The sequence below is a fragment of the Streptomyces sp. NPDC059582 genome (genome assembly GCF_042735715.1).
Classification (GTDB): Bacteria; Actinomycetota; Actinomycetes; order Streptomycetales; family Streptomycetaceae; genus Streptomyces.
The window spans coordinates 48,742-69,023 of sequence record NZ_JBHWCC010000044.1; the positions used below are offsets into that span (position 1 = coordinate 48,742).

Consider the following 20,282-nt stretch of genomic DNA (forward strand, 5'->3'; position numbering starts at 1 on the left):
TCGCGGGGCGGGCGGGGGGCGGGGTGGCGCCGTGGGGCGGGGGGGGGGGGGGGGGGGGGGGGGGGGGGGGGGGGGGGCGCGGGCCGGGGGGGGCCCGCGGCCCGGGGGGCGGGGGGGCCCGGGGCCGCCCTGCGCGCCGCACCGCCGGTCCGCCCGAGGGCGCCGGCGACCCGGGCCACACCCTGGTGATCCTCGCGCCCCGGGACGACGTCGACGTGCACGCGCCCGCCCCCTCCGCCGCCGAACCCCTCATCGCCTCCGGCACACCGCATCTGTACGCCGGGGTGGTGGAGGCGACCGGCGTCGTCGGCCCCCTGGTCCTGCCCGGCGAGACGGCCTGCGCCGGCTGCCTGCACGAGGGGCGCAGCGAACGTGATCCGACCTGGCCGCGCCTGGTCGCCCAGTGGCGCTCCGGAAAGTCCCGGCAGATCCGCGCCTGCGACCTGACACTGGCCACGACCGTCGCCGGGCTGGCCGCGGCCCACGCGCTGGCCTTCCTGGACGGCCGGCTCCCCTCGACCGCGGGAGCACGCTGGGAGGTCTCGCTGCCCGGTCTCCAGTGGCACGCCCGACCGATCTGGGCCCACTCCGCATGCCCGTGCCGGGCCGCGGAGAGAGCTAAGGGGGAACACACCTCCAAAGACGGGCGCTCGCACGAGACAATGACGGGGCTACGGTCGTCAACGGAGTTGTGCCGTAAGGCAGGCGCGGTGCGACCGGCTGGGACTTGGAGGGCGCATGTCTGATCTTCCCCGCAAGGCGGTCACCCGGACCGCCAAGCTCGCCGCGCTCCCGCTCGGCTTCGCCGGGCGGGCCACCTGGGGACTCGGGAAGCGCATCGTGGGCGAGTCCGCCGAGATCGTCGGCCGCGAACTGCAACAGCGCACGGCGGAGCAGCTGTTCAAGGTCCTCGGCGAGCTCAAGGGCGGGGCGATGAAGTTCGGACAGGCCCTGTCCGTCTTCGAGTCGGCGCTGCCCGAGGAGGTCGCCGGGCCGTACCGGGTCGCGCTGACCAAGCTTCAGGAGGCCGCGCCGCCGATGCCCACCCGGACCGTGCACACGGTCCTGCGGGAGCGGCTCGGCGAGGACTGGCCCGACCTGTTCGCGGAGTTCGAGGACAAGCCGTCCGCCGCGGCCTCGATCGGCCAGGTGCACCGGGCGGTGTGGCACGACGGCCGTGAGGTCGCGGTCAAGGTGCAGTACCCCGGTGCGGGCGAGGCCCTGCTCTCCGACCTGACCCAACTCAGCCGATTCGCCCGCCTGTTGGGTCCCCTTATTCCCGGCATGGACATCAAGCCCCTGATCACCGAGCTGCGCGACCGTGTCTCCGAGGAGCTGGACTACGGGCTGGAGGCGCAGGCCCAGCAGGCCCATGCGGAGGAGTTCGCGGGCGACCCGGACGTCGTGGTGCCGTCGGTGGTCCATCAGTGCGACCAGGTTCTGATCACCGAGTGGATCGACGGCGTCCCGTTGTCCGAGGTGATCGCCGACGGCACGCAGGCCCAGCGCGACCGCGCCGGCCAACTGCTGGCCCGCTTCCTCTTCTCCGGGCCGGCCCGCACCGGCCTGCTGCACGCCGACCCGCACCCGGGCAACTTCCGTCTGCTGCCCGGCGGCCCGGACGGCGAGGACGACTGGCGCCTGGGCGTCCTGGACTTCGGCACGGTCGACCGCCTCCCGGGAGGACTGCCGACACCCATCGGCGACTCGCTCCGGATGACCCTCAACAGCCAGGCCGAGGCCGTCTACGAACTGCTGTGCGCGGAGGGGTTCGTCAAGGACTCGATAGAGCTCGACCCCGACGCGGTCCTCGACTACCTCCTGCCGATCATCGAGCCGGCCAGGATCGAGGCGTTCACCTTCACCCGCGGCTGGATGCGCGGCCAGGCCGCCCGCGTCGCCGACCCCCGCTCCCCCGCCTACCAGCTCGGCAAGCGGCTCAACCTCCCACCGGCATACCTCCTGATCCACCGGGTCACGCTCAGCACGATCGGCGTCCTGTGTCAGTTGGGCGCGACGGTGCGTCTGCGGCAGGAGTTGGAGGAGTGGCTCCCGGGCTTCGTGCCGGACCTGGCGGAGGCGGAGGAGGCGGCCGCGGAGGCCTGAGCGGGACGCCCCCTCACCACCAGGCCGAGTCCAGCCGCCCCTCGATCGCCCTGAGGTGGTCGCGGGAGCAGGTGTTGCAGAAGTACTGGCGGGTGCCGTGCTCCACGGAACAGGTCCAGGTGGGCTGCGCGCCGTCGGCCGGTCTGCCGCAGCGTGCGCACACGAGGGGGCGTGGCTCCGTCGCGGAGCCGCCGTGGTCACCGACTCTGTCACTGCCTCCGGGAAGACTCGTCACCCGGTGACGATATCGCCGCACCCGGTGGATGCCCGCTCACCACGCAACGCGGGGGCCGGTCCGTTCGAACGGACCGGCCCCCGCGGGGAACCATCGCCTCCCGGGAGCGGGAGGCCGGCACATCAGGTGGGTGCCGTTACTGCATGACGGCCATGGCGAGCGCCCGGCGGGCGCGCAGCGAGGCGCGCTCGGCCCGGCGCTGCATCCGGCGGGCGGTCACCAGGCGCATGGCCCGGCGTTCCCGCTCCGCCTCGTGCAGTCGGTCGTGCATATGCGCACGAGCCAGGGCTTCTGGGATGAGTTGCATCTCTCGGGTCCTGTTCTGACGCGAGTCGTTCGCGCCACTGGTGGTGAAGTCTGGGGTCGCGGAGCCGGTGGGCTCGCTGGTGGACGGCTTCATCGGGGCCTGCTTCTTGGGGTCGTTCGTGAGGGGGCGGTCGATCGTTCCTGCGATGTTCATGCCGTGACCGGGTTCTTGCGCGGGCGGCCACGCGGCCGCTTCCGGGCGACGACGACACCCTGGACGAACAGCTCGCCACCCCAGACGCCCCAGGGCTCACGCCGCTCCTTGGCGCCGGCGAGGCAGGCCTCGATCAGCGGGCAGGTGCGGCAGAGGGACTTGGCGTATTCGACGTCCGCCGGCGACTCGGCGAAGAAGACCTCCGGGTCGTAGGACCGGCAGGGGACGGGAACGCCGAGGTTCTCGATGGCGTCGTCGAGCGCGGTGAGCGCGGTGAGCGGGATCAAGGTGGGGTCCTCCGTGAGGCCGGGCTTGGGGATCGCGTCGGAAGGCGGTACGGACGGGGCGTGCGCTTCGAGTTGCACGGTTGGTTTTCCTCGTCTGGTCGGTCCGGCCCGGTGGGACCGGCTGTCGGCTTGGTACCGGGTTCTTTTCTTGTTCCGAGGCCCCTTCGCACCGTCATCCCCGTTCGGGGACAAACAGAAGGGCCGCGGATCCCGGGTGGGGTTCCGCGGCCCTGAAGGCGCCGGCCTGATCGACGATCAGGCTGGATCACTCCAGGGTTCTGGCCCACGGAAGGCCCACATCAGGTGGTGGTGCGTCGTCTGCTTCCGGAATCCGGCACCGGTCGCGGTCGCGGTAAAGGCATAGGCCTTGGCCTTGGCCTGTTCCACTACTGCTGCTTCCAGTGCCTGAGTCGGTCGCTCATTGCGCTCGCGGATGGGAAGACCCGCGAGAGACAGGGAGGACGAGGACGCCGGGCGGGCGGCGGAAATGCCGGACAGACCGGTGCCCAGGTTCGAGACGCCGAGCATGCACAGGGAGACGACCGCGCGATCGGTCATTTTCACGGTGCTGGCGGAGCTGGTGTTGATGCTGATCACTGGAATCGCCTCCTCTCGGCGTCTTGGGGGACCGGGGGTGAGCCCAGTCCGACGGATATGTAAGTACAGCACGGAATCGGGGCCTTCGAGAAGGCCTCCGTCCCCGTGCCTAAGAACCTATGGGGATTCCTGGGGCATGCGCAAACTATTTTTTCGACGAGTTCGTATCAGTCCCCGTCTGCGGCCGCGTCGGGCTCCCGGCCTGCGCAGATGGCCAGGACGTCGGCTCCGTAGCGGTTCAGCTTGCGGGTCCCTACGCCCGGGATCCGGGCCAGGTCGCCCGGCTCGTCGGGGGCGGCCTCGGCGATCGCCATCAGGGTCTTGTCGGTGAAGACGCAGAACGCGGGCTGTCCGCTGTTGCTCGCCTGCACCGCACGCCACTCGCGCAGCCGCTCGTAGAGTCCCTCGTCCATGTCCGAGGGACAGTCCTCACAGCGCATCAGCTTCATCTCGCCGGCATCGGTCAGGGTCCGTCCGCAGACCCGGCAGCGCGCCGGGGTGCGCTGGGTGCGGCGCGGGACGGCGGTCTGTCCCCCGCCGGTGAAGCCGCGTTCGATGCCGCCCGCGCCGCCCGGGCCGGTGCGTCCGGCGGTGGCGGCCGAGCCGGGGCGCAGCCCGTCCAGGAAGCGGCTGGGGCGGCGGTTGGGGCGGCCGCCCGGTGAGCGGGAGAGCGCCCAGGAGACGTGCAGGTGTTCGCGGGCGCGGGTGACGCCGACGTAGAGCAGTCGGCGCTCTTCCTCGATCTGCTCGTCGGTTCTGGCGTAGGTGATCGGCATCATGCCCTCGGCGACGCCGACCAGGAAGACGACATCCCACTCCAGGCCCTTGGCCGAGTGCAGCGAGGCGAGGGTGACGCCCTGGACGGTGGGGGCGTGCTGGGCGTTCGCGCGCTCGTCGAGTTCGGCGACGAGATCGCTGAGGGTGGCGCCCGGCTTGGCCGCGGCGAAGTCCTGAGCGAGGTTCACCAGGGCGGCGAGCGACTCCCAGCGCTCCCTGACGGCGCCGGAGCCGGCCGGGGGCCGCGGGCTCCAGCCCTCGCCCGACAGCACGGCACGCACCTGCGAGGGCAGGTCCACGGCGTCGTCGAGGAGGGAGTCGTTGCCGCCGAAGCGGGCGGCGCCGCGCAGGGCGATGCCCGCCTTGCGGACCTCGGGGCGGTCGAAGAACCGCTCGGCCCCACGCAGTTGGTAGGGCACGCCGGCATCGGCGAGGGCCTGTTCGTACGTCTCCGACTGGGAGTTCGTCCGGAACAGGACGGCGATCTCGCCGGCCGGGATGCCGGCGGCGACGAGGTCGCGGATGCGGCGGGCGGCACCCTCGGCCTCGGCGGGCTCGTCGGTGTACTCGGTGTAGAGGGGTTCCGGGCCCGGGGCGCGTTGCGAGATCAGTTCGAGGCGGTGGTCGGCCGCACGGCCACGGGCCTGGGCGAGCAGGCCGTTGGCGAGATGGACGACCTGGGGTGTGGAGCGGTAGTCGCGCACCAGCTTCACGACGGTGGCACCCGGGTGGCGGACGCGGAAGTCCAGGAGGTGATCGGGGGTCGCCCCGGTGAAGGAGTAGATCGTCTGGCTGGCGTCGCCGACCACGCAGAGGCTGTCCCGGTCGCCGAGCCACAGCTCCAGCAGCCGCTGCTGGAGGGGGCTGACGTCCTGGTACTCGTCGACGACGAAGTGCTGGTACTGACTGCGGACCTGCTCGGCGATGTCGCGCCGGTCCTGCAGGACGGCGACGGTCAGCAGCAGGACGTCCTCGAAGTCGATGACGGACCGGTCGCGCTTGAGGTCCTCGTAGGCGGCGTAGAGCTGGGCGATCTCGGCCGGGTCGCGGGGGGCCTCACGGCCGGCCTTGGCCGCCGCGGCGGCATAGTCGGCGGGGACGGTCTGGGTGACCTTGGACCACTCGATCTCTGCGGTGGTGTCCCGCAGCTCGCCCCGGTCGAGACGGATCCGGCAGGCGGCGGCCGCCTCGGCGACGAGCTGGACCTTGCGGTCGACGATCCGGGGCATGGAGCCACCGATCGCTTTCGGCCAGAAGTACTGGAGCTGACGCAGGGCGGCGGAGTGGAAGGTGCGGGCCTGGACACCGGCGGCACCGAGGTGGCGCAGTCGGCCGCGCATCTCTCCGGCGGCCCGGTTGGTGAAGGTGACGGCGAGCACGCTGGAGGGCTGGAGGATGCCGGCGCGCACTCCGTAGGCGATGCGGTGGGTGATGGCCCGGGTCTTGCCCGTGCCCGCACCGGCCAGCACGCACACCGGACCGTGCAGGGCGGTGGCCACCTCGCGCTGCTCGGGGTCGAGCCCTTCGAGCACCGCGTCGGCCGAGTCCGGTACCTGCGGGAAGAGCGTGGAGTGCGTTGCTGCTGTCACACAGCCATGCTGCCAGGTCGCCCGGGACGGGTGAGCCGGTTGTCCACAGGAAGGCACTCGCGGTCGTACTAATACGGCAGGCGTCCCGCCCATGCGACAGGCGTCACGTGCCACATGCTGCCGGGCGGGAATGGTGGCCCTTTCAAGGACGTTCACCCCCTGCGAACCCGTCCCCCGAACGCCGAAGGAGCACGAGAGACATGCCGGGCACTGTGACGATGTACAGCACCACGTGGTGCGGCTACTGCACGCGACTGAAGAGCCAGATGGACCGCGCGGGCATCACGTACAACGAGATCAACATCGAGCACGACCCGGACTCCGCCGCGTTCGTGGAGAAGGCGAATGGCGGAAACCAGACGGTCCCGACCGTGCTCTTCCCGGACGGTTCGACTCTCACGAACCCGTCGCTCGCGCAGGTCAAGCAGAAGATCGGCGCGTAGTCGCTCCACGCTGTCAGAAGGGCGGTCCCTGAGATGTCTCAGGGACCGCCCTTCGTCTGTTCCGTCCTTCTTGCGTTCCGCCCTTGGGCTGCCCTTTTTGCGTTCCACCCTTGGGGCTTCGCCGTTTGTGCTTCGCCGTTGTGCTCCGTCTCACACGAAGGTGCGCGTCGGCAGCGGCTTTCCGTACCAGAGCTCGATCAGGCGGGCGGCGATCGAGATGCCGTACGGGGGCAGCACCTCGCCGGACTCGAAGGCGGCGGTCAGTTCGTCGCGGGAGAACCAGCGGGCCTCGTGGATCTCGTCGCCGTCGACCTCGATCTCCGTCGACGTGGCGTGCGCCATGAAGCCCAGCATGAGGCTGGAGGGGAACGGCCAGGGCTGGCTGGCCACGTACTCGACCTGGCCGACGGTGACGCCGACCTCCTCCTGGACCTCGCGGCGTACGGACTGTTCGATGGACTCCCCGGGCTCGACGAAGCCGGCCAGCGTCGAGAAGCGGCCTTCGGGCCAGTGGACCTGACGGCCGAGGAGGATGCGGTCGTCCTCGTCGGTGACCGCCATGATCACGGCGGGGTCGGTCCGCGGGTAGTGCTCGGCGCCGCAGGCGGGGCAGCGGCGGATGTGGCCGGCCGCGGCGATCATCGTGCGCTCGCCGCAGCGGGAGCAGAAGCGGTGCAGGCGCTGCCAGTTCTCCAGGGCGACGGCGTGCACCATCAGGCCTGTGTCCCGGGGTGAGAGCAGCAGGCCGGCCTCCCGCAGGCCCGCGGGGCGCGCGGACTGGTCGATCCGGCCGGGCAGGGCGTCCTTCTGGAGGGCGAAGTAGCTGACGCCGTCCTCGTCGGTGCCCAGGAAATAGCGGTGCGCCTCCGTCAGCGGGGCCTCGAAAGAGGGCGTCATGACGAGCTCGGTCCGGCCGTCGGACGTCTCGTCGATGAGGACCTGGCCGCCGGAGACCACGAAGCAGCGGGTCGTGGGATGGCTCCATGCCGCCGCCAGCCAGGCCTCGTCGAGCCGGTGGTGGGCGGCGCGGTCGATGCCGCTGGGCGCGGTGAGCGAGATGGGTCGGTCGGCGGTGTGGTCGGTCCAGGTGGTCACAGGTGCTTCCATCTCCCCCGTGGAACGGTTCGTTTCGGCGGGTGGTTCAGCGGGACGTACGGCGAGAGGTGACCGGGTCCGGCGGGGTCTTTCGCTACGGGGCGGTCCTTCCAGTGTGCCCCGCGCGCGGGCCCGTTCCGGACCGTGTGCGGTGGTCAGGGCGCACGGCGCCAGTTCTCCGCGAGGTCGCTCCAGAGATAGGCGCTGGTCTCGACGCCCTTGAGGAGCAGCTCGAGCTCGACCTTCTCGTTCGGGGCGTGCCAGCCGTCGGAGGGGACGGAGATGCCCAGGAAGAGCACGGGGGCGCCGAGGACGTCCTGAAGGTCGGCGGCAGGTCCCGAGCCGCCTTCGCGGGTGAAGCGGACGGGCTTGTCGAAGGCGCGGCCCATGGCGCGCGCCACGGACCGCAGCGCCGGATGGTCGAGCGGAGTCAGGCACGGGCGCGTGGCCGCGCCGAACGTGATCTCGTACCGGATGCCGGCGGGGACCTGCTCGGCGACCCAGCCACGGACGGCCTTCTCGACGTGGTCCGGGTCCTGGCCCGCGACCAGCCGGAACGACAGCTTCACCAGCGCCGATGACGGGATGATCGTCTTGCTGCCCGCGCCCTGGTAGCCGCCGCCGATGCCGTTGACCTCGGCGGTGGGGCGGGCCCAGATGCGTTCCAGGGTGGTGTGCCCGGCCTCGCCGTGCAAGGCGTGCGACCTGGCGGTGCGCAGCCACTGCTCCTCGTCGAAGGGCAGCTCGGCGAAGAGCTCCCGCTCGCGGTCGGTGAGTTCGACGATGCCGTCGTAGAAACCAGGGACCGCCACGCGTGCGTGCTCGTCGTGCAACGCGGCGACCAGGCGGGCGACGGCGGTGGCCGGATTGGGCACGGCGCCGCCGAAGGAACCCGAGTGGATGTCCTGGTCGGGTCCGTGCAGCTGGATCTCGCACTCGGCGAGGCCGCGCATGCCGGTGCACACGGTGGGGGTGTCCTCGGCCCACATGCCGGTGTCGGAGACGATCACGGCGTCGGCGGAGAGGCGGTCCGCGTGTTCCTCGACAAGGGCGCGGAAGTGCGGGGACCCCGACTCCTCCTCGCCCTCGATCAGCAGCTTGAGGTGGACGGCCGGGCTGTGGCGGCCGGTGGCCGCGAGGTGGGCACGGACGCCGAGTGTGTGGAAGAACACCTGGCCCTTGTCGTCGGCAGCCCCGCGCGCGTAGAGCCGGTCGCCGCGTACGACGGGCTCGAAGGGTTCGCTGTCCCAGCCGTCCTCGCGGGCGGCGGGCTGCACGTCATGGTGACCGTAGACGAGGACCGTCGGCGCCTCGGAATCCTCGGAGGGCCACTCTGCGTAGACGGCCGGGGCGCCGGGCGTCTCCCAGACCTCGGCGGTCGGGAAGCCGGTCTCCTGGAGCTTGGCGGCGAGCCAGTCGGCACTGCGCCGTACATCGGGTGCGTGGTCCGGCTGAGCCGACACGGACGGGATGCGCAGCCATTCGGCGAGCGAGTCGAGGAAGGCTGCGCGGTGGTGCTCGATGTACGTGCGGACGGCGCTGTCCGGGGTCTGGCTCATGCTTACGAGCCTATCGGCACTCAGTGACATCCTCGTTGGGCGGTTCGTCACACAACGGCTCCTCCAACAGCAGCAGCCGCTCCAGTGCGGCCCGGTCGGGCAGGTCGTCCGGCCGTACGACCTCGCCGTCGCGCACGTACAGGAACGCGGCCGTGACCGAGTCCAGGGGCACGCCCTGCTGCTCGGCCCAGGCCAGCCGGTACAGGGCCAGCTGGAGCGGGTCGGCGGTGCGGGTGCGGCTGGTCTTCCAGTCGACGATCTCGTACGTCGTCCCGTCGCCGTCGCCGTGTCGGTAGACGGCGTCGATACGGCCCCGGATCAAGCGGCCCCCGATGGAGAGCTGGACGGGGGTCTCGACGCGGTACGGCGTGCGGTGCGCGTACGCGGTGCGCTCGAAGGCGTCCTTGAGGTCCTGGAGATCGCGTTCGTCGGCGATCTCGGCCTCGCCGCCGGGCAGTTCCTCCGGTTCCAGCATCGGCAGCGTCAACTCTTCGAAGCGCGCTTCCACCCAGGCGTGGAAACGGGTGCCTCGGCGCGCGGCCGGTTGCGGGGGGCGCGGCATGGGGCGCGCGAGTTCCTGGGCGAACCCGTCCGGGTCGTCGGCGAGGCGCAGCAACTGGGTCGCGGTCAGGGTCATGGGCAGGGGCACGTCCCGCACGCTCTGCCGGGCGCGCAGGAGCTCACCCGTGAGGGCACCGAGGTCGCGGTCCCAGGAGGCGACGGTACGGGCTTCCTCCGGTGTGAGGGGGCTGTCCTCGGGAGTCCGGGCGCTCTCAGGGAGCCGGCTGTGCTCGGCCCCCGCGGGGTGCGGGCGGGCGTGCTGCGCGGTCTCCGGGGCGGCGGCCTGGTGCGGGACCATGGGGCGGGCGGCGGGCGTGGGCCGGTGCGTCGGGCGGTCCGGGGTCGACGGCTCCCAGTCGGGGGCGTCCTCGTCGAAGGGATCGCCTTCGACGAAGGGGTCCCTCTCGCCGTAGGGATCGCCTTCGACGTAGGGATCGCCTTCGACGAAGGGGTCGTTCCCGTCGTACGGATCGCCCTCGCCGTAGGGGTCGCTCCCGTCGTACGGGGGTTCGTCGTCCGCCGGCGGCGCGGGCCAGTCCGGGTCGTCGACGGTGTCGGGGTCGTGCGCGGCCGACGGGTGGCCGTCCTGGTGGGAGGCGAGGGTCTCCAGGTGGGCGAGGACCGTCTCGGCCGCCGCGCGGCGGCGGGCCAGGGCGTCGGCGTCGAGGGGCAGGGGCCACACCTGGTCGGCGCCCGCCCGGTGCAGGGCCGGGTTCTCCGCGCCCTCCTCCGGTTCGTCCGCCCATGCCTCGATCTCGCCGTGTCCTGCCACGCAGTGGTCGTACAGGACCCGCAGGAAGTCGGAGGGTCCGCGGGGCTTCTTCTGGGTGGGGCCCCACCAGTGACCGGAGCCGAGGAGCAGGGAGCGGGGGCGGGTGAACGTGACGTAGCCGAGGCGGAGCTCCTCGGTGTGCTGGTGTTCCTTCATGGCCTCGTGGAAGGCCTTCATGCCGCGGGAGTCCCAGGACCCGACGTCGGGCAGGGTCTCGGCGTCGCCGCGCAGTTCGTGCGGCAGCACCTTGCCCTGGGCGGTCCACTTCTCGCGGCCCTGGGCGCTGGGGAAGGTACCCGTGACCAGGCCGGGGACGACTACGACGTCCCACTCCAGGCCCTTGGACCTGTGCGCGGTGAGCACCTTGACGGTGTTCTCGCCGCCCGGGAGGGCGTTGTCGAGGCCCTTCTCGTACTGGGCGGCGGTGCGCAGGAAGCCGAGGAAGGCCAGCAGGCCGGCCTCGCCGTCCCCCGCGGCGAAGGAGGCGGCGACGTCGAGGAAGTTCGACAGGGTCTCGCGGCGGCGGGCGGCCAGGGCGTGCGGGGACGCCGACAGCTCCACCTCCAGACCGGTGACGGCGAGGACACGGTGCAGGACGTCCATGAGCGGGTCGGACAGGGAGCGGCGCAGGTCGCGCAGTTCGGCGGCGAGCCGGGCGAAGCGCACGCGCGCGTCGGGCGAGAAGGGCAGCCCGTCGTCGTCCCCCGCGCCGTTCAGCGGCGTCTCCAGGAACGTGTCGAGGGCGTCCGCGAGTGATGTCACCTCGAACGGGTCGACCCCCTCGACGGCCTCGGCGAGCCTGCGGTCGGGGTCGTCGTCGGCACCCACGCGTGCGTGCGAGACCAGGAGTCGGGCCCGTCGGCCGAGGAGGGCGAGGTCGCGTGGGCCGATGCGCCAGCGCGGGCCGGTCAGCAGCCGGACCAGCGACGCGTTGGCCCCGGGGTCCTGGAGGACCTCGCAGACGGCCACGAGGTCGGCGACCTCGGGCAGATGCAGCAGCCCGGAGAGACCGACCACCTCGACGGGGACGTCCCGGGCGACGAGGGCGCCCTGGATCTCGGCGAAGTCGGTGGCCGTACGGCACAGGACGGCGATCTCACCGGGTGCCGTTCCGGTCCGCACGAGGTGGGCGACGGAGTCGGCGATCCAGTCGATCTCCTCGGAATGGGTGCCCAGCAGGGCGCAGCGGACGGTGCCGTCGCGTTCGGCGCCGGGCGCCGGGCGGAGGGCCTCCACGCCCGCGTGCATGGCGCGCAGCGGCTCGGCGAGGCCGTTGGCGAGGTCGAGGAGGCGTCCGCCACTGCGGCGGTTCTCGCTGAGTGACTGGCGGGTGGCGTGGCTGCCGTCGGTGTGGGCGAAGTGCTCGGGGAAGTCGTCGAGGTTGGCGACGGAGGCGCCGCGCCAGCCGTAGATCGCCTGGCAGGGGTCACCGACGGCGGTCACGGGATGGCCCGTGTCACCGCCGAACAGACCCGCGAGCAGGATGCGCTGGGCGACCGAGGTGTCCTGGTACTCGTCGAGGAGCACCACGCGGAACTCGTCGCGCAGGCTGCGGCCCACCTCGGGGAGCTGGGCGAGGCGTGCCGCGAGGGCGATCTGGTCGCCGAAGTCGAGCAGGTCGCGCTCGCGTTTGGCGGTCCGGTAGCGCAGGACGAGGCCGGCGAGCTCGCGGCGCGCGGCGGCCGTCTCGGGGACCTTGCGCAGCTCGGCGTTGGTGAGTTTCGCGCTCTCCAGGGCGCGCAGCAGTCCGGCGTCCCACGCGCGCAGGTCCTCGGGCCGTACGAGGTGTTCGGCGAGTTCGCCGTCGAGGGTGAGGAGGTCGCTGACCAGGTCGGCGAAGGACCGGGTGAGCGACGGGTAGGAGCCCGGGGCCTCGCGCAGCACGCGCGCGGCGAGCTGGTAGCGGGTGGCGTCGGCGAGGAGGCGGGCGGTCGGTTCGAGTCCGATGCGCAGACCGTGGTCGGTCAGGAGGCGGCCGGCGAAGGAGTGGTAGGTGGAGATCACGGGCTCGCCGGGGGGGTTGTCCGGGTCGATGGCGTCGGGATCGGTGACGCCTGCCTTGATCAGTGCCTTGCGGACGCGTTCGGCGAGTTCGCCGGCGGCCTTGTTGGTGAAGGTCAGGCCGAGGACCTGCTCGGGGGCGACCTGGCCGGTGCCGACCAGCCACACCACGCGGGCGGCCATCACCGTCGTCTTCCCCGACCCGGCTCCGGCCACGATGACCTGCGGGGCGGGCGGTGCGGTGATGCAGGCCGTCTGCTCCGGGGTGAACGGGATGCCGAGGAGCTCTTTGAGCTGCTCGGGGTCGGTGATACGGGCTGGCACGTCAGAGAGGCTAGCCGTGGGCACTGACAGCGGGGGCCCGATCGCCGCTCGGGGCGGGAAGAGACGCAGGTCAGCACCGGTGGTGTGGTGGGTCACAGCGGCCGCGGGCGGGCGCTCGGGTCACTCGACCACGTGGCGTCCCTCGGGGCGTGCGCTGCACGAGGCCCGGAAGGAACAGTGGGTGCAGTGCTGGCCCGCGGTCGGGGTGAACCGTTCGTCGAGGACCTTGCCCGCGGCCGTGGCCAGCAGGTCGCCGACCCACTCGCCCTCCGGTCCTTCCAGGGGCTGCTGTGCCTGCACCTTGGGGAGGGTCTCGCCGCCGTCGCGTATCGCGGCGCCCTGCCGCAGCTGGACGAGTTCGGCGCCGCCCGCCTCGGGCCGCGCTCCGTCGAAGGCGTCGTCGACGGCGCCCTCGCGGACGGCGAGCTGGTAGACGGCGAGCTGGGGATGGCGGGCCACCTCGGCCGAGCTGGGTGCCTGTTTGCCGGTCTTGAAGTCGACGACGTAGGCGCGGCCCTCGGCGTCGGTCTCCACGCGGTCCATCTGGCCGCGGATGCGCACTTCGTAGTCGCCCGCTCCGAGGGTGACGTCGAAGTCCTGCTCGCTCGCCACGGACGTCCGCCCGGCGCGGTCCATGACGTGCCATTTCAAGAAGCGTTCGAGCGCCACGCGCGCGTTCTCCTTCTCCTGCGCCGACTTCCAGGGCGCGTCGAAGGCGAGCGCGTTCCACACGGAGTCGAGGCGCTCCATGAGGACGGCGAGGTCGGCCGGGGTGTGTCCGGAGGCGACCTCGTCGGCGAGGACGTGCACGACGTTGCCGAAGCCCTGCGCGGCCGTCGCGGGCGTGTCGGCCTTCACCTCACGGCCCAGGAACCACTGGAGGGCACAGGTGTTGGCGAGCTGGTCGAGGGCGCTGCCGGACAGCACGACGGGCTGGTCGCGGTCGCGCAGCGGCACCTTGCTCTCGGTCGGCTCGAACATGCCCCACCATCGGTAGGGGTGCGCGGACGGCACCAGCGGGCGGCCGTCCTCGTCGGCGAGCGCGGCGAGCCGGGCCAGCCGACGGGCGGCGGCCTCTCGGAGCCCCTGCGAGACGCGCGGGTCGACCGTCGTGGCACGCAGTTCGGCGACGAGCGCGGCGACCGACAGGGGACGCCTGGGGCGGCCGGTGACGTCCTTGGGCTCCACGCCGAGTTCGGTGAGGAAGCGGGAGGGCTGGTCGCCGTCTTCGGCGGGGGCCTTCACGGCGGTGACGACCAGGCGTTCACGCGCGCGTGTGGCGGCCACGTAGAACAGGCGCCGCTCCTCCGCGAGCAGTGCGCCGGGGGTGAGCGGTTCGGCGAGTCCGTCGCGGCCGATGCGGTCGGCCTCCAGCAGGGAGCCGCGGCGGCGCAGATCGGGCCACAGCCCCTCCTGGACACCGGCCACGACGACCAGGCGCCATTGCAGGCCCTTGGAGCGGTGCGCGGTCATCAGGCGGGCGGCGTCGGGGCGGACGGCACGGCGGGTGAGCGTGTCGGCGGCGATGTCCTCGGCCTCGATCTCCTCCAGGAAGTTCAGCGCGCCCCGGCCTCCCGTGCGCTGCTCCGCGCGCGTGGCGGTCGCGAACAGCGCGCACACGGCGTCGAGGTCACGGTCGGCGTTGCGGCCGGCCGCGCCGCCGCGCCGTGCGGACCGCTCCAGGCGGGTGGGCCACGGCGTGCCCGCCCACAGGTCCCACAGTGCCTCCTCGGCGCTGCCGCCGCCGGCGAGGCGCTCGCGGGCCTTCCTGAGCAGCGCGCCGAGGCGCTGGGCGCCACGGGCGTACGCCGGGTCGTGCGCGACCAGACGCTCGGGCTCGGCGAGCGCACGCGCGAGCAGTTCGTCGGAGGGCGGCGGCACGGGGTTGCCCGCCGCCCGCTCCTCCTCGCGCAGTGCCCGGCCGAGGCGGCGCAGGTCGGCGGCGTCCATGCCGGCGAGGGGGGAGGTGAGCAGGGTCAGCGCGACTTCGGTGTCGAGCCAGCAGGCGTCGGCACCGGGCTGCGGCCCTGGATCGGACTGCGGCTGCGGCTCGGACTCCGGCTGCGGGTCGGACACGGACTCCGGCTGCGGGTCGGACTCCGGCTGCGGGTCGGACACGGACTCCGGCTGCGGCTCGGACTCCGGATCCCGCTCCGGCGCGGACCTCGACTCCAGCTCCGGTCCCGACTCCAGCTCCGGCCCCGTCCCCGACTCCGGCTCCAAGGCCGGCCGCGCCCCCGACCCCGGCTCCGTCCCCGCCTCCTCGACAACGTCCGTACGTCCGTCCCCGCCGCGCCCCATGGCCTCCGCCGTCGCCACCGCCCGCAGTGCCGTCAGCAGGGGTGCCACCGACGGTTCGTGTCGCAGCGGAAGGTCGTCGCCGTCGATGTCGAGCGGCACGCCGGCGGCCGTGAGGGCTCGGCGGACGGACGGGATGACGCGTGCCCCGGCACGCACCAGGACCGCCATCTCGCCCCACGGGACGCCGTCCTCCAGATGCGCCCTGCGGAGGATGTCGGCGATGTTGTCCAGCTCGGTTCCGGCCGTCGGGTACGTGAAGACGTCCACGCGCCCGCCGTCGTGGACCGCAGTGAGTTCGCGGTGGGCCCGTACCTTCTCCGCGGGCAGGCGGGTCAGCGGCATGCGCCGGGTCAGCAGCCGGCTGGCGGCCAGCAGGGCGGCGCCCGAGCGGCGGGAGGTGCGCAGGACCTCGACGGGGGCCGGGCGGCCGTCGGAGCGGGGGAAGGCCTGCGGGAAGTCGAGGATGCCGTTCAGGTCCGCGCCCCGGAAGGCGTAGATCGACTGGTCGGGGTCGCCGAAGGCGACGAGGGTGCGGCCGCCGCCGGCGAGCGCGTGCAGCAGGCGCACCTGGGCGGGATCGGTGTCCTGGTACTCGTCCACGAAGACGGCGTCGTACTGGGCGGCCAGCCGGCGGGCGATCTCGGGACGGCGGGCGAGAAGCACCGCGCGGTGGACCAGTTCCGCGTAGTCGAGCACGCCCTGGAGGTCGAGGACGTCGAGATATTCGGCGAGGAAGACGGCCGCGGCCCGCCAGTCGGGTCGGCCGATGCGGCGGGCGAAGGCGCCGAGGGCCTCCGGGCCCAGCCCCAGCTCGCGGCTGCGGGCGAGGACGGCGCGGACCTCGTCGGCGAAGCCCCGGGTGGTCAGGCAGGCGCGCAGTTCGTCCGGCCAGCGCACATGGGCGAGGCCGAGACGCTCCAGGTCGAGCTGGCCGGCCAGCAGTTCACGGACGGCGACGTCCTGCTCGGGGCCGGACAGCAGGCGCAGCGGCTCCACGAAGAGGTCGCTTTCCTGGTGGGCGCGGATCAGGGCGTAGCAGAACGAGTGGAAGGTGGTCGCCTGCGGCGCGTGGGCCGCGCCGGTGCGCAGCGCCATGCGGTCACGGAGTTCGACGGCGGCCTTGCGGCTGAACGTGAGCACCAGGATGCGCGCCGGGTCGCAGCCCTGGTCGATGCGGGCCGCCACGGACTCGACGAGGGTGGTGGTCTTGCCGGTGCCCGGACCCGCGAGGACGAGCAGGGGTCCGGTCGTGTGGTCAACCACGGCGCGCTGTGCGGCGTCCAGACGAGGAGGGGCCGGTCGCACCGGCGGGGTACGCACCAGTCGGTAAGCACCACTTTTCCCCTCCCGCACCTGGGGGTGCGGGAGGCGCCTGGTGGAGAAAGCGGAGCTCACGTGGTTCGCCGGTCCTGGTGGGTGTACTGGGGGCTGCCGACGCGGGGGCCGGTCGTCGTAGTCGTAGAGGTGGTCGTCGGGTCACGGGCGGCCCGCAGGGGGAAGGGCGGTGACCGCGGGGTGAGGGGGACGCGTGCAGCCGACGCTACGCCGACCGATGGCGCGGAAGCAGGGCTTCCGCTCCTTCCCGCACGGCCTACACGGTCCGTACAACCCACACGACCCGCACGGCCCACACGCCCCGCACGGTCCGTACAACCCGCACGACCTGTGCAACCCGCCCGGCTCGTACGGCCCGCCCGGCCTGTGCAGCCCGCGCGACCCGTCCGTCTCGCACGTCCCTCGCCCCACGAACGTACGGCATGCCACGGGCGTGCCCCGTTTCCCCCGTACGGGCCACAGGTTTCCCCTCAGCCCGCACGGTGGCGGAAGCTGTCAGGTGTGACCCTCCGTGCGCTCGCCGCCGTCCCAGCGCGCCCGCTTCATGTCGAGGCGCGGCAGATGGCCCTCGGCGGCCCTGCTCGCCTCCTTCAGCGGTGTGCCCTCCGCGCGGTAGTGGTCCATCGCCCGCAGTTCGTGGCCGGGCAGCAGGACGCCGTCGGCACGCACCACGCGCCACCACGGGGCGGCTCCTCCGTAGAGGGCCATCACGCGGCCGACCTGGCGCGGACCGCCCTCGTCCAGCCATTCGGCGACGTCCCCGTACGTCATGACGCGCCCCGGCGGAATCAGCTCGGCGACGTCGAGGACCCGCTCCGCGTACTCCGGCAGCGCGTCCCCGTGCTCCGGCGGGGCGTCGTCCGGAAGGCTCTGCTCGCTCATTCGCCCCATCCTGCCCCACCCCACCGACAGTGCGACGGCCTCGCGACCGTGCGTGACCCTCGCCCTGGCGCGAGGCTTGGGGCAGACTGTGCGCCCCCGCATTTGCACCCTGATGCCCCCGTGTGTCGGTGGGGCATGCCACCATCATGCGGGCGGTGAACCGGTGATACGAGACCAAGAAGAGACGATGAAGCAGCAGGGTGTACACCCCGAGGACGCGGAGGGTACCTCTGACGCTGCGTCGCGCCCGGACACCGACGACGCGCACGGGAAGGGCTCCGACCACGACGGAAAGGCGGCCGGGAAGCGGCCACCGCCGCACTCGGATCCCGCCGAGGAGGTGCACGCCGACGAGGTCGAGGGTGACGAACCGCTTCTCCCCGCGCGCGTGCACCGACCGTCGGACCTGATGCGGCTGCTGGTGGGCGTGCTCGCCGTGGCCGTGCTGCTCGCGATCGCCGCGTTCGCGCACGGAACGACCTCGGGACTCGAACAGGACATCAACAAGGGCACCGGTCAGGCGCCCGATCTACTGATCAAGATCGCGGGACTGGCGTCCAGCATCGCGATCCTGCTGGTGCCGGTCGCCTTCGCGATCGAACGGCTGATCAAGCGGGACGGGCTGCGCATCGCCGACGGCGTGCTCGCGGCGGTCCTCGCCCACGGAGTGACCCTCGCCACCGACCTGTGGGTCGCCAAGGCCGCCCCCGGCTCGATCCAGGAGGCGCTGACCCAGCCGTCCCCCGGTGACATCCACGCCCTGACCGACCCGGTGCACGGCTATCTCGCTCCCGTCATCGCGTACATGACGGCCGTCGGCATGTCCCGCAGACCCCGCTGGCGCTCCGTGCTGTGGATCGTGCTGCTCCTCGACGCGTTCTCCATGCTGGTCACCGGCTACACGACCCCCTTCTCGATCATCCTGACGGTGCTGATCGGCTGGACCGTGGCCTACGGGACGCTGTACGCGGTCGGCTCGCCGAACGTCAGGCCCACGGGACGGACGCTGATGGCGGGGCTGCGGACCGTCGGCTTCCACCCGGTGAGCGCGGCCCGTGAGGACGCCTCCGAGACATCGGAGAACGGCGACCGCGGCCGACGTTATTTCGTCACCCTGGAGGACGGTCCGCCGCTGGACGTCACCGTGGTCGACCGGGAGCAGCAGGCGCAGGGCTTCTTCTACCGCGCCTGGCGCAACCTGACGCTGCGCGGCTTCGCCACCCGCAGCAGCCTCCAGTCACTGCGCCAGGCCCTGGAACAGGAAGCGCTGCTCGCGTACGCGGCCATCGCGGCCGGTGCCAACGCGCCCAAGCTGATCGCGACCTCCGAACTCGGACCCGACGCCGTGATGCTCGTCTACGAGCACACCGGCGGACGCACCCTCGACTCGCTGGCCGACGAGGAGATCACCGACGAGCTGCTGCACCACACCTGGCACCAGGTGCACGCGCTCCAGTCGCGGCGCATCGCGCACCGCCGGCTGTCAGGCGACGCGATCCTGGTGGATCGTTCCGGCAAGGTCGTCCTCACCGACCTGCGCGGCGGCGAGATCGCGGCCGGCGACCTGTTGCTGCGCATGGACGTCGCGCAGCTCGTGACGACGCTCGGGCTGCGGGCCGGAGCGGAGCGCGCGGTGGCTTCCGCGGTGGGCGTCCTCGGCCCCGACGCCGTCGCCGACTGTCTGCCGATGCTCCAGCCCATCGCCCTGACCCGCTCCACGCGCGCGACGCTGCGGAAACTGGCCCGGGAGCGCGCGCAGCGCGAACGCGAGGCGGTCCTGGAGGCGTCCAGGCAGGCCAAGCAGGCCCGCCTGGAGGCGGCCGAGGAAGAGGCCGCACCCGCCGTACCCGACAAGCCGGGCAAGAAGGCCGTACGCGCGGAGCAGCGGGCCGAGAAGCGGGCCATCGACGAGGCCGTGGAGGAGGCACGCGAGGAGGATCTGCTCACTCAGATCCGGCACCAGGTGCTGCGGATCAGACCGCAGGCGCCGGTCGAGCCGGCCCGCCTCGAACGGGTCCGGCCGCGCACCCTGATCAGCTTCATCGCCGGTGCCATCGGCGCGTACTTCCTGCTGACGCAGCTCACCCACATCGAGTTCGCGACCGTGTTCTCCAACGCCCAGTGGGGCTGGGTCGTCGCGGCGGTGCTGTTCTCGGCGCTCAGCTATGTCGCCGCGGCGATGAGCCTGCTCGGCTTCGTGCCGGAGCGGGTGCCGTTCGTACGCACCGTGGGGGCGCAGGTCGCCGGGTCGTTCGTGAAGATCGTGGCGCCGGCCGCGGTGGGCGGTGTCGCCCTCAACACGCGCTTCCTCCAGCGCGCGGGTGTCCGGCCCGGGCTCGCGGTGGCCAGTGTGGGCGCGTCGCAGCTGTTCGGGCTCGGCTGCCACATCCTGATGCTGCTCTCGTTCGGCTATCTGACCGGCACCGAGAAGACACCGTCGCTGTCGCCGTCCCGGACGGTCATCGCGGGTCTGCTGACGGTGGCGGTGCTCGTGCTCGTGGTGACCTCCGTGCCGTTCCTGCGCAAGTTCGTCGTCACACGCGTGAGGTCGCTGTTCGCGGGTGTCGTGCCGCGCATGCTCGACGTGCTGCAACGGCCGCAGAAGCTGATCACCGGCATCGGCGGCATGCTGCTGCTCACCGCCTGCTTCGTGATGTGCCTGGACGCGTCGATCCGCGCCTTCGGCGACCAGTCGACCTCGCTCAGCATCGCCAGCGTCGCCGTCGTCTTCCTGGCCGGCAACGCGCTCGGATCCGCGGCGCCGACGCCCGGCGGCGTGGGCGCGGTCGAGGCGACGCTGACGGTCGGTCTGATCGCCGTGGGACTCCCCAAGGAGGTCGCCGCACCCGCCGTGCTGCTGTTCCGGCTGCTCACGCTGTGGCTGCCGGTGCTGCCGGGCTGGCTGGCCTTCAACCATCTGTCGCGCAAGGGAGCGCTCTGACAGGTGGGGCCGCCGTA

At 72.5% G+C, this 20,282-nt stretch carries 13 protein-coding genes and 1 pseudogene; 4 read left to right on the forward strand and 10 right to left on the reverse strand.

Annotated elements, in window-relative coordinates; all coding sequences use genetic code 11:
* Nucleotides 1-122 precede the first annotated feature (122 nt).
* Nucleotides 123-746 (forward strand): annotated as a pseudogene (locus ACFV0T_RS30695) (ThiF family adenylyltransferase); the annotation flags it as partial.
* A complete protein-coding gene (locus tag ACFV0T_RS30700) occupies nt 739-2,106 on the forward strand; it encodes an ABC1 kinase family protein (protein WP_385786097.1) in 1,368 nt (455 codons plus the stop codon). The pseudogene ACFV0T_RS30695 and the gene ACFV0T_RS30700, both read left to right, overlap by 8 nt.
* Before the next feature lie 13 nt (nt 2,107-2,119).
* On the opposite strand, the gene ACFV0T_RS30705 is transcribed toward ACFV0T_RS30700, so the two are convergent.
* The 5 genes from ACFV0T_RS30705 to ACFV0T_RS30725 all read right to left on the reverse strand — a co-directional run bounded on the left by ACFV0T_RS30705 (nt 2,120) and on the right by ACFV0T_RS30725 (nt 6,144).
* A complete protein-coding gene (locus tag ACFV0T_RS30705; protein ID WP_385786099.1) occupies nt 2,120-2,341 on the reverse strand; it encodes a hypothetical protein in 222 nt (73 codons plus the stop codon).
* A 136-nt stretch (nt 2,342-2,477) separates the two neighbouring features.
* Nucleotides 2,478-2,801, reverse strand: coding sequence for a hypothetical protein (locus ACFV0T_RS30710; protein WP_385786101.1), 324 nt, complete (start codon nt 2,799-2,801; stop codon nt 2,478-2,480).
* On the reverse strand, nt 2,798-3,166 hold the full coding sequence (locus ACFV0T_RS30715; protein WP_385786104.1) for a WhiB family transcriptional regulator: 369 nt from the start codon (nt 3,164-3,166) through the stop codon (nt 2,798-2,800). Before ACFV0T_RS30715 ends, ACFV0T_RS30710 begins: the two co-directional genes overlap by 4 nt.
* Before the next feature lie 177 nt (nt 3,167-3,343).
* A complete protein-coding gene (locus ACFV0T_RS30720; RefSeq protein WP_385786107.1) occupies nt 3,344-3,685 on the reverse strand; it encodes a hypothetical protein in 342 nt (113 codons plus the stop codon).
* Between the two features lie 167 nt (nt 3,686-3,852).
* Nucleotides 3,853-6,144, reverse strand: a complete 2,292-nt coding sequence (locus ACFV0T_RS30725) for an ATP-dependent DNA helicase UvrD2 (protein ID WP_385786110.1) — start codon at nt 6,142-6,144, stop codon at nt 3,853-3,855.
* 107 nt (nt 6,145-6,251) lie between these two features.
* On the opposite strand from ACFV0T_RS30725, the gene ACFV0T_RS30730 reads away from it, so the two are divergent.
* The gene (locus tag ACFV0T_RS30730; RefSeq protein WP_385786112.1) at nt 6,252-6,494 is read left to right on the forward strand and encodes a mycoredoxin; all 243 of its coding nucleotides are present in this window, start codon (nt 6,252-6,254) and stop codon (nt 6,492-6,494) included.
* A 150-nt stretch (nt 6,495-6,644) separates the two neighbouring features.
* Here the strand turns inward: ACFV0T_RS30730 and nudC are convergent, their stop codons facing one another.
* The 5 genes from nudC to ACFV0T_RS30755 all read right to left on the reverse strand — a co-directional run bounded on the left by nudC (nt 6,645) and on the right by ACFV0T_RS30755 (nt 17,324).
* Complete coding sequence (gene nudC, locus ACFV0T_RS30735) at nt 6,645-7,601, reverse strand: NAD(+) diphosphatase (RefSeq protein ID WP_385786115.1); 957 nt, start codon at nt 7,599-7,601, stop codon at nt 6,645-6,647.
* 143 nt (nt 7,602-7,744) lie between these two features.
* Entirely contained in the window at nt 7,745-9,148 is a 1,404-nt protein-coding gene (locus ACFV0T_RS30740; RefSeq protein WP_385786118.1) for a dipeptidase, read from the reverse strand.
* A gap of 10 nt (nt 9,149-9,158) precedes the next feature.
* A complete protein-coding gene (locus tag ACFV0T_RS30745) occupies nt 9,159-12,806 on the reverse strand; it encodes an ATP-dependent helicase (protein ID WP_385786120.1) in 3,648 nt (1,215 codons plus the stop codon).
* Nucleotides 12,807-12,926: 120 nt separating this feature from the next.
* Entirely contained in the window at nt 12,927-16,502 is a 3,576-nt protein-coding gene (locus ACFV0T_RS30750) for a UvrD-helicase domain-containing protein (protein WP_385786122.1), read from the reverse strand.
* 435 nt (nt 16,503-16,937) lie between these two features.
* A complete protein-coding gene (locus ACFV0T_RS30755) occupies nt 16,938-17,324 on the reverse strand; it encodes an MGMT family protein (RefSeq protein ID WP_385786125.1) in 387 nt (128 codons plus the stop codon).
* A gap of 187 nt (nt 17,325-17,511) precedes the next feature.
* On the opposite strand from ACFV0T_RS30755, the gene ACFV0T_RS30760 reads away from it, so the two are divergent.
* On the forward strand, nt 17,512-20,265 hold the full coding sequence (locus tag ACFV0T_RS30760; protein ID WP_385786128.1) for a lysylphosphatidylglycerol synthase domain-containing protein: 2,754 nt from the start codon (nt 17,512-17,514) through the stop codon (nt 20,263-20,265).
* Nucleotides 20,266-20,282: the final 17 nt, after the last annotated feature.

Coding starts and splice junctions, on each gene's coding strand:
- ACFV0T_RS30760 (WP_385786128.1), top strand. CDS start 17,512: ATGAAGCAGCAGGGTGTACACCCCGAGGACGCGGAGGGTACCTCTGAC.
- ACFV0T_RS30730 (WP_385786112.1), top strand. CDS start 6,252: ATGCCGGGCACTGTGACGATGTACAGCACCACGTGGTGCGGCTACTGC.
- ACFV0T_RS30740 (WP_385786118.1), bottom strand. CDS start 9,148: ATGAGCCAGACCCCGGACAGCGCCGTCCGCACGTACATCGAGCACCAC.
- ACFV0T_RS30755 (WP_385786125.1), bottom strand. CDS start 17,324: ATGAGCGAGCAGAGCCTTCCGGACGACGCCCCGCCGGAGCACGGGGAC.
- ACFV0T_RS30700 (WP_385786097.1), top strand. CDS start 739: ATGTCTGATCTTCCCCGCAAGGCGGTCACCCGGACCGCCAAGCTCGCC.
- ACFV0T_RS30710 (WP_385786101.1), bottom strand. CDS start 2,801: ATGAACATCGCAGGAACGATCGACCGCCCCCTCACGAACGACCCCAAG.
- nudC (WP_385786115.1), bottom strand. CDS start 7,601: ATGGAAGCACCTGTGACCACCTGGACCGACCACACCGCCGACCGACCC.
- ACFV0T_RS30725 (WP_385786110.1), bottom strand. CDS start 6,144: ATGGGCGGGACGCCTGCCGTATTAGTACGACCGCGAGTGCCTTCCTGT.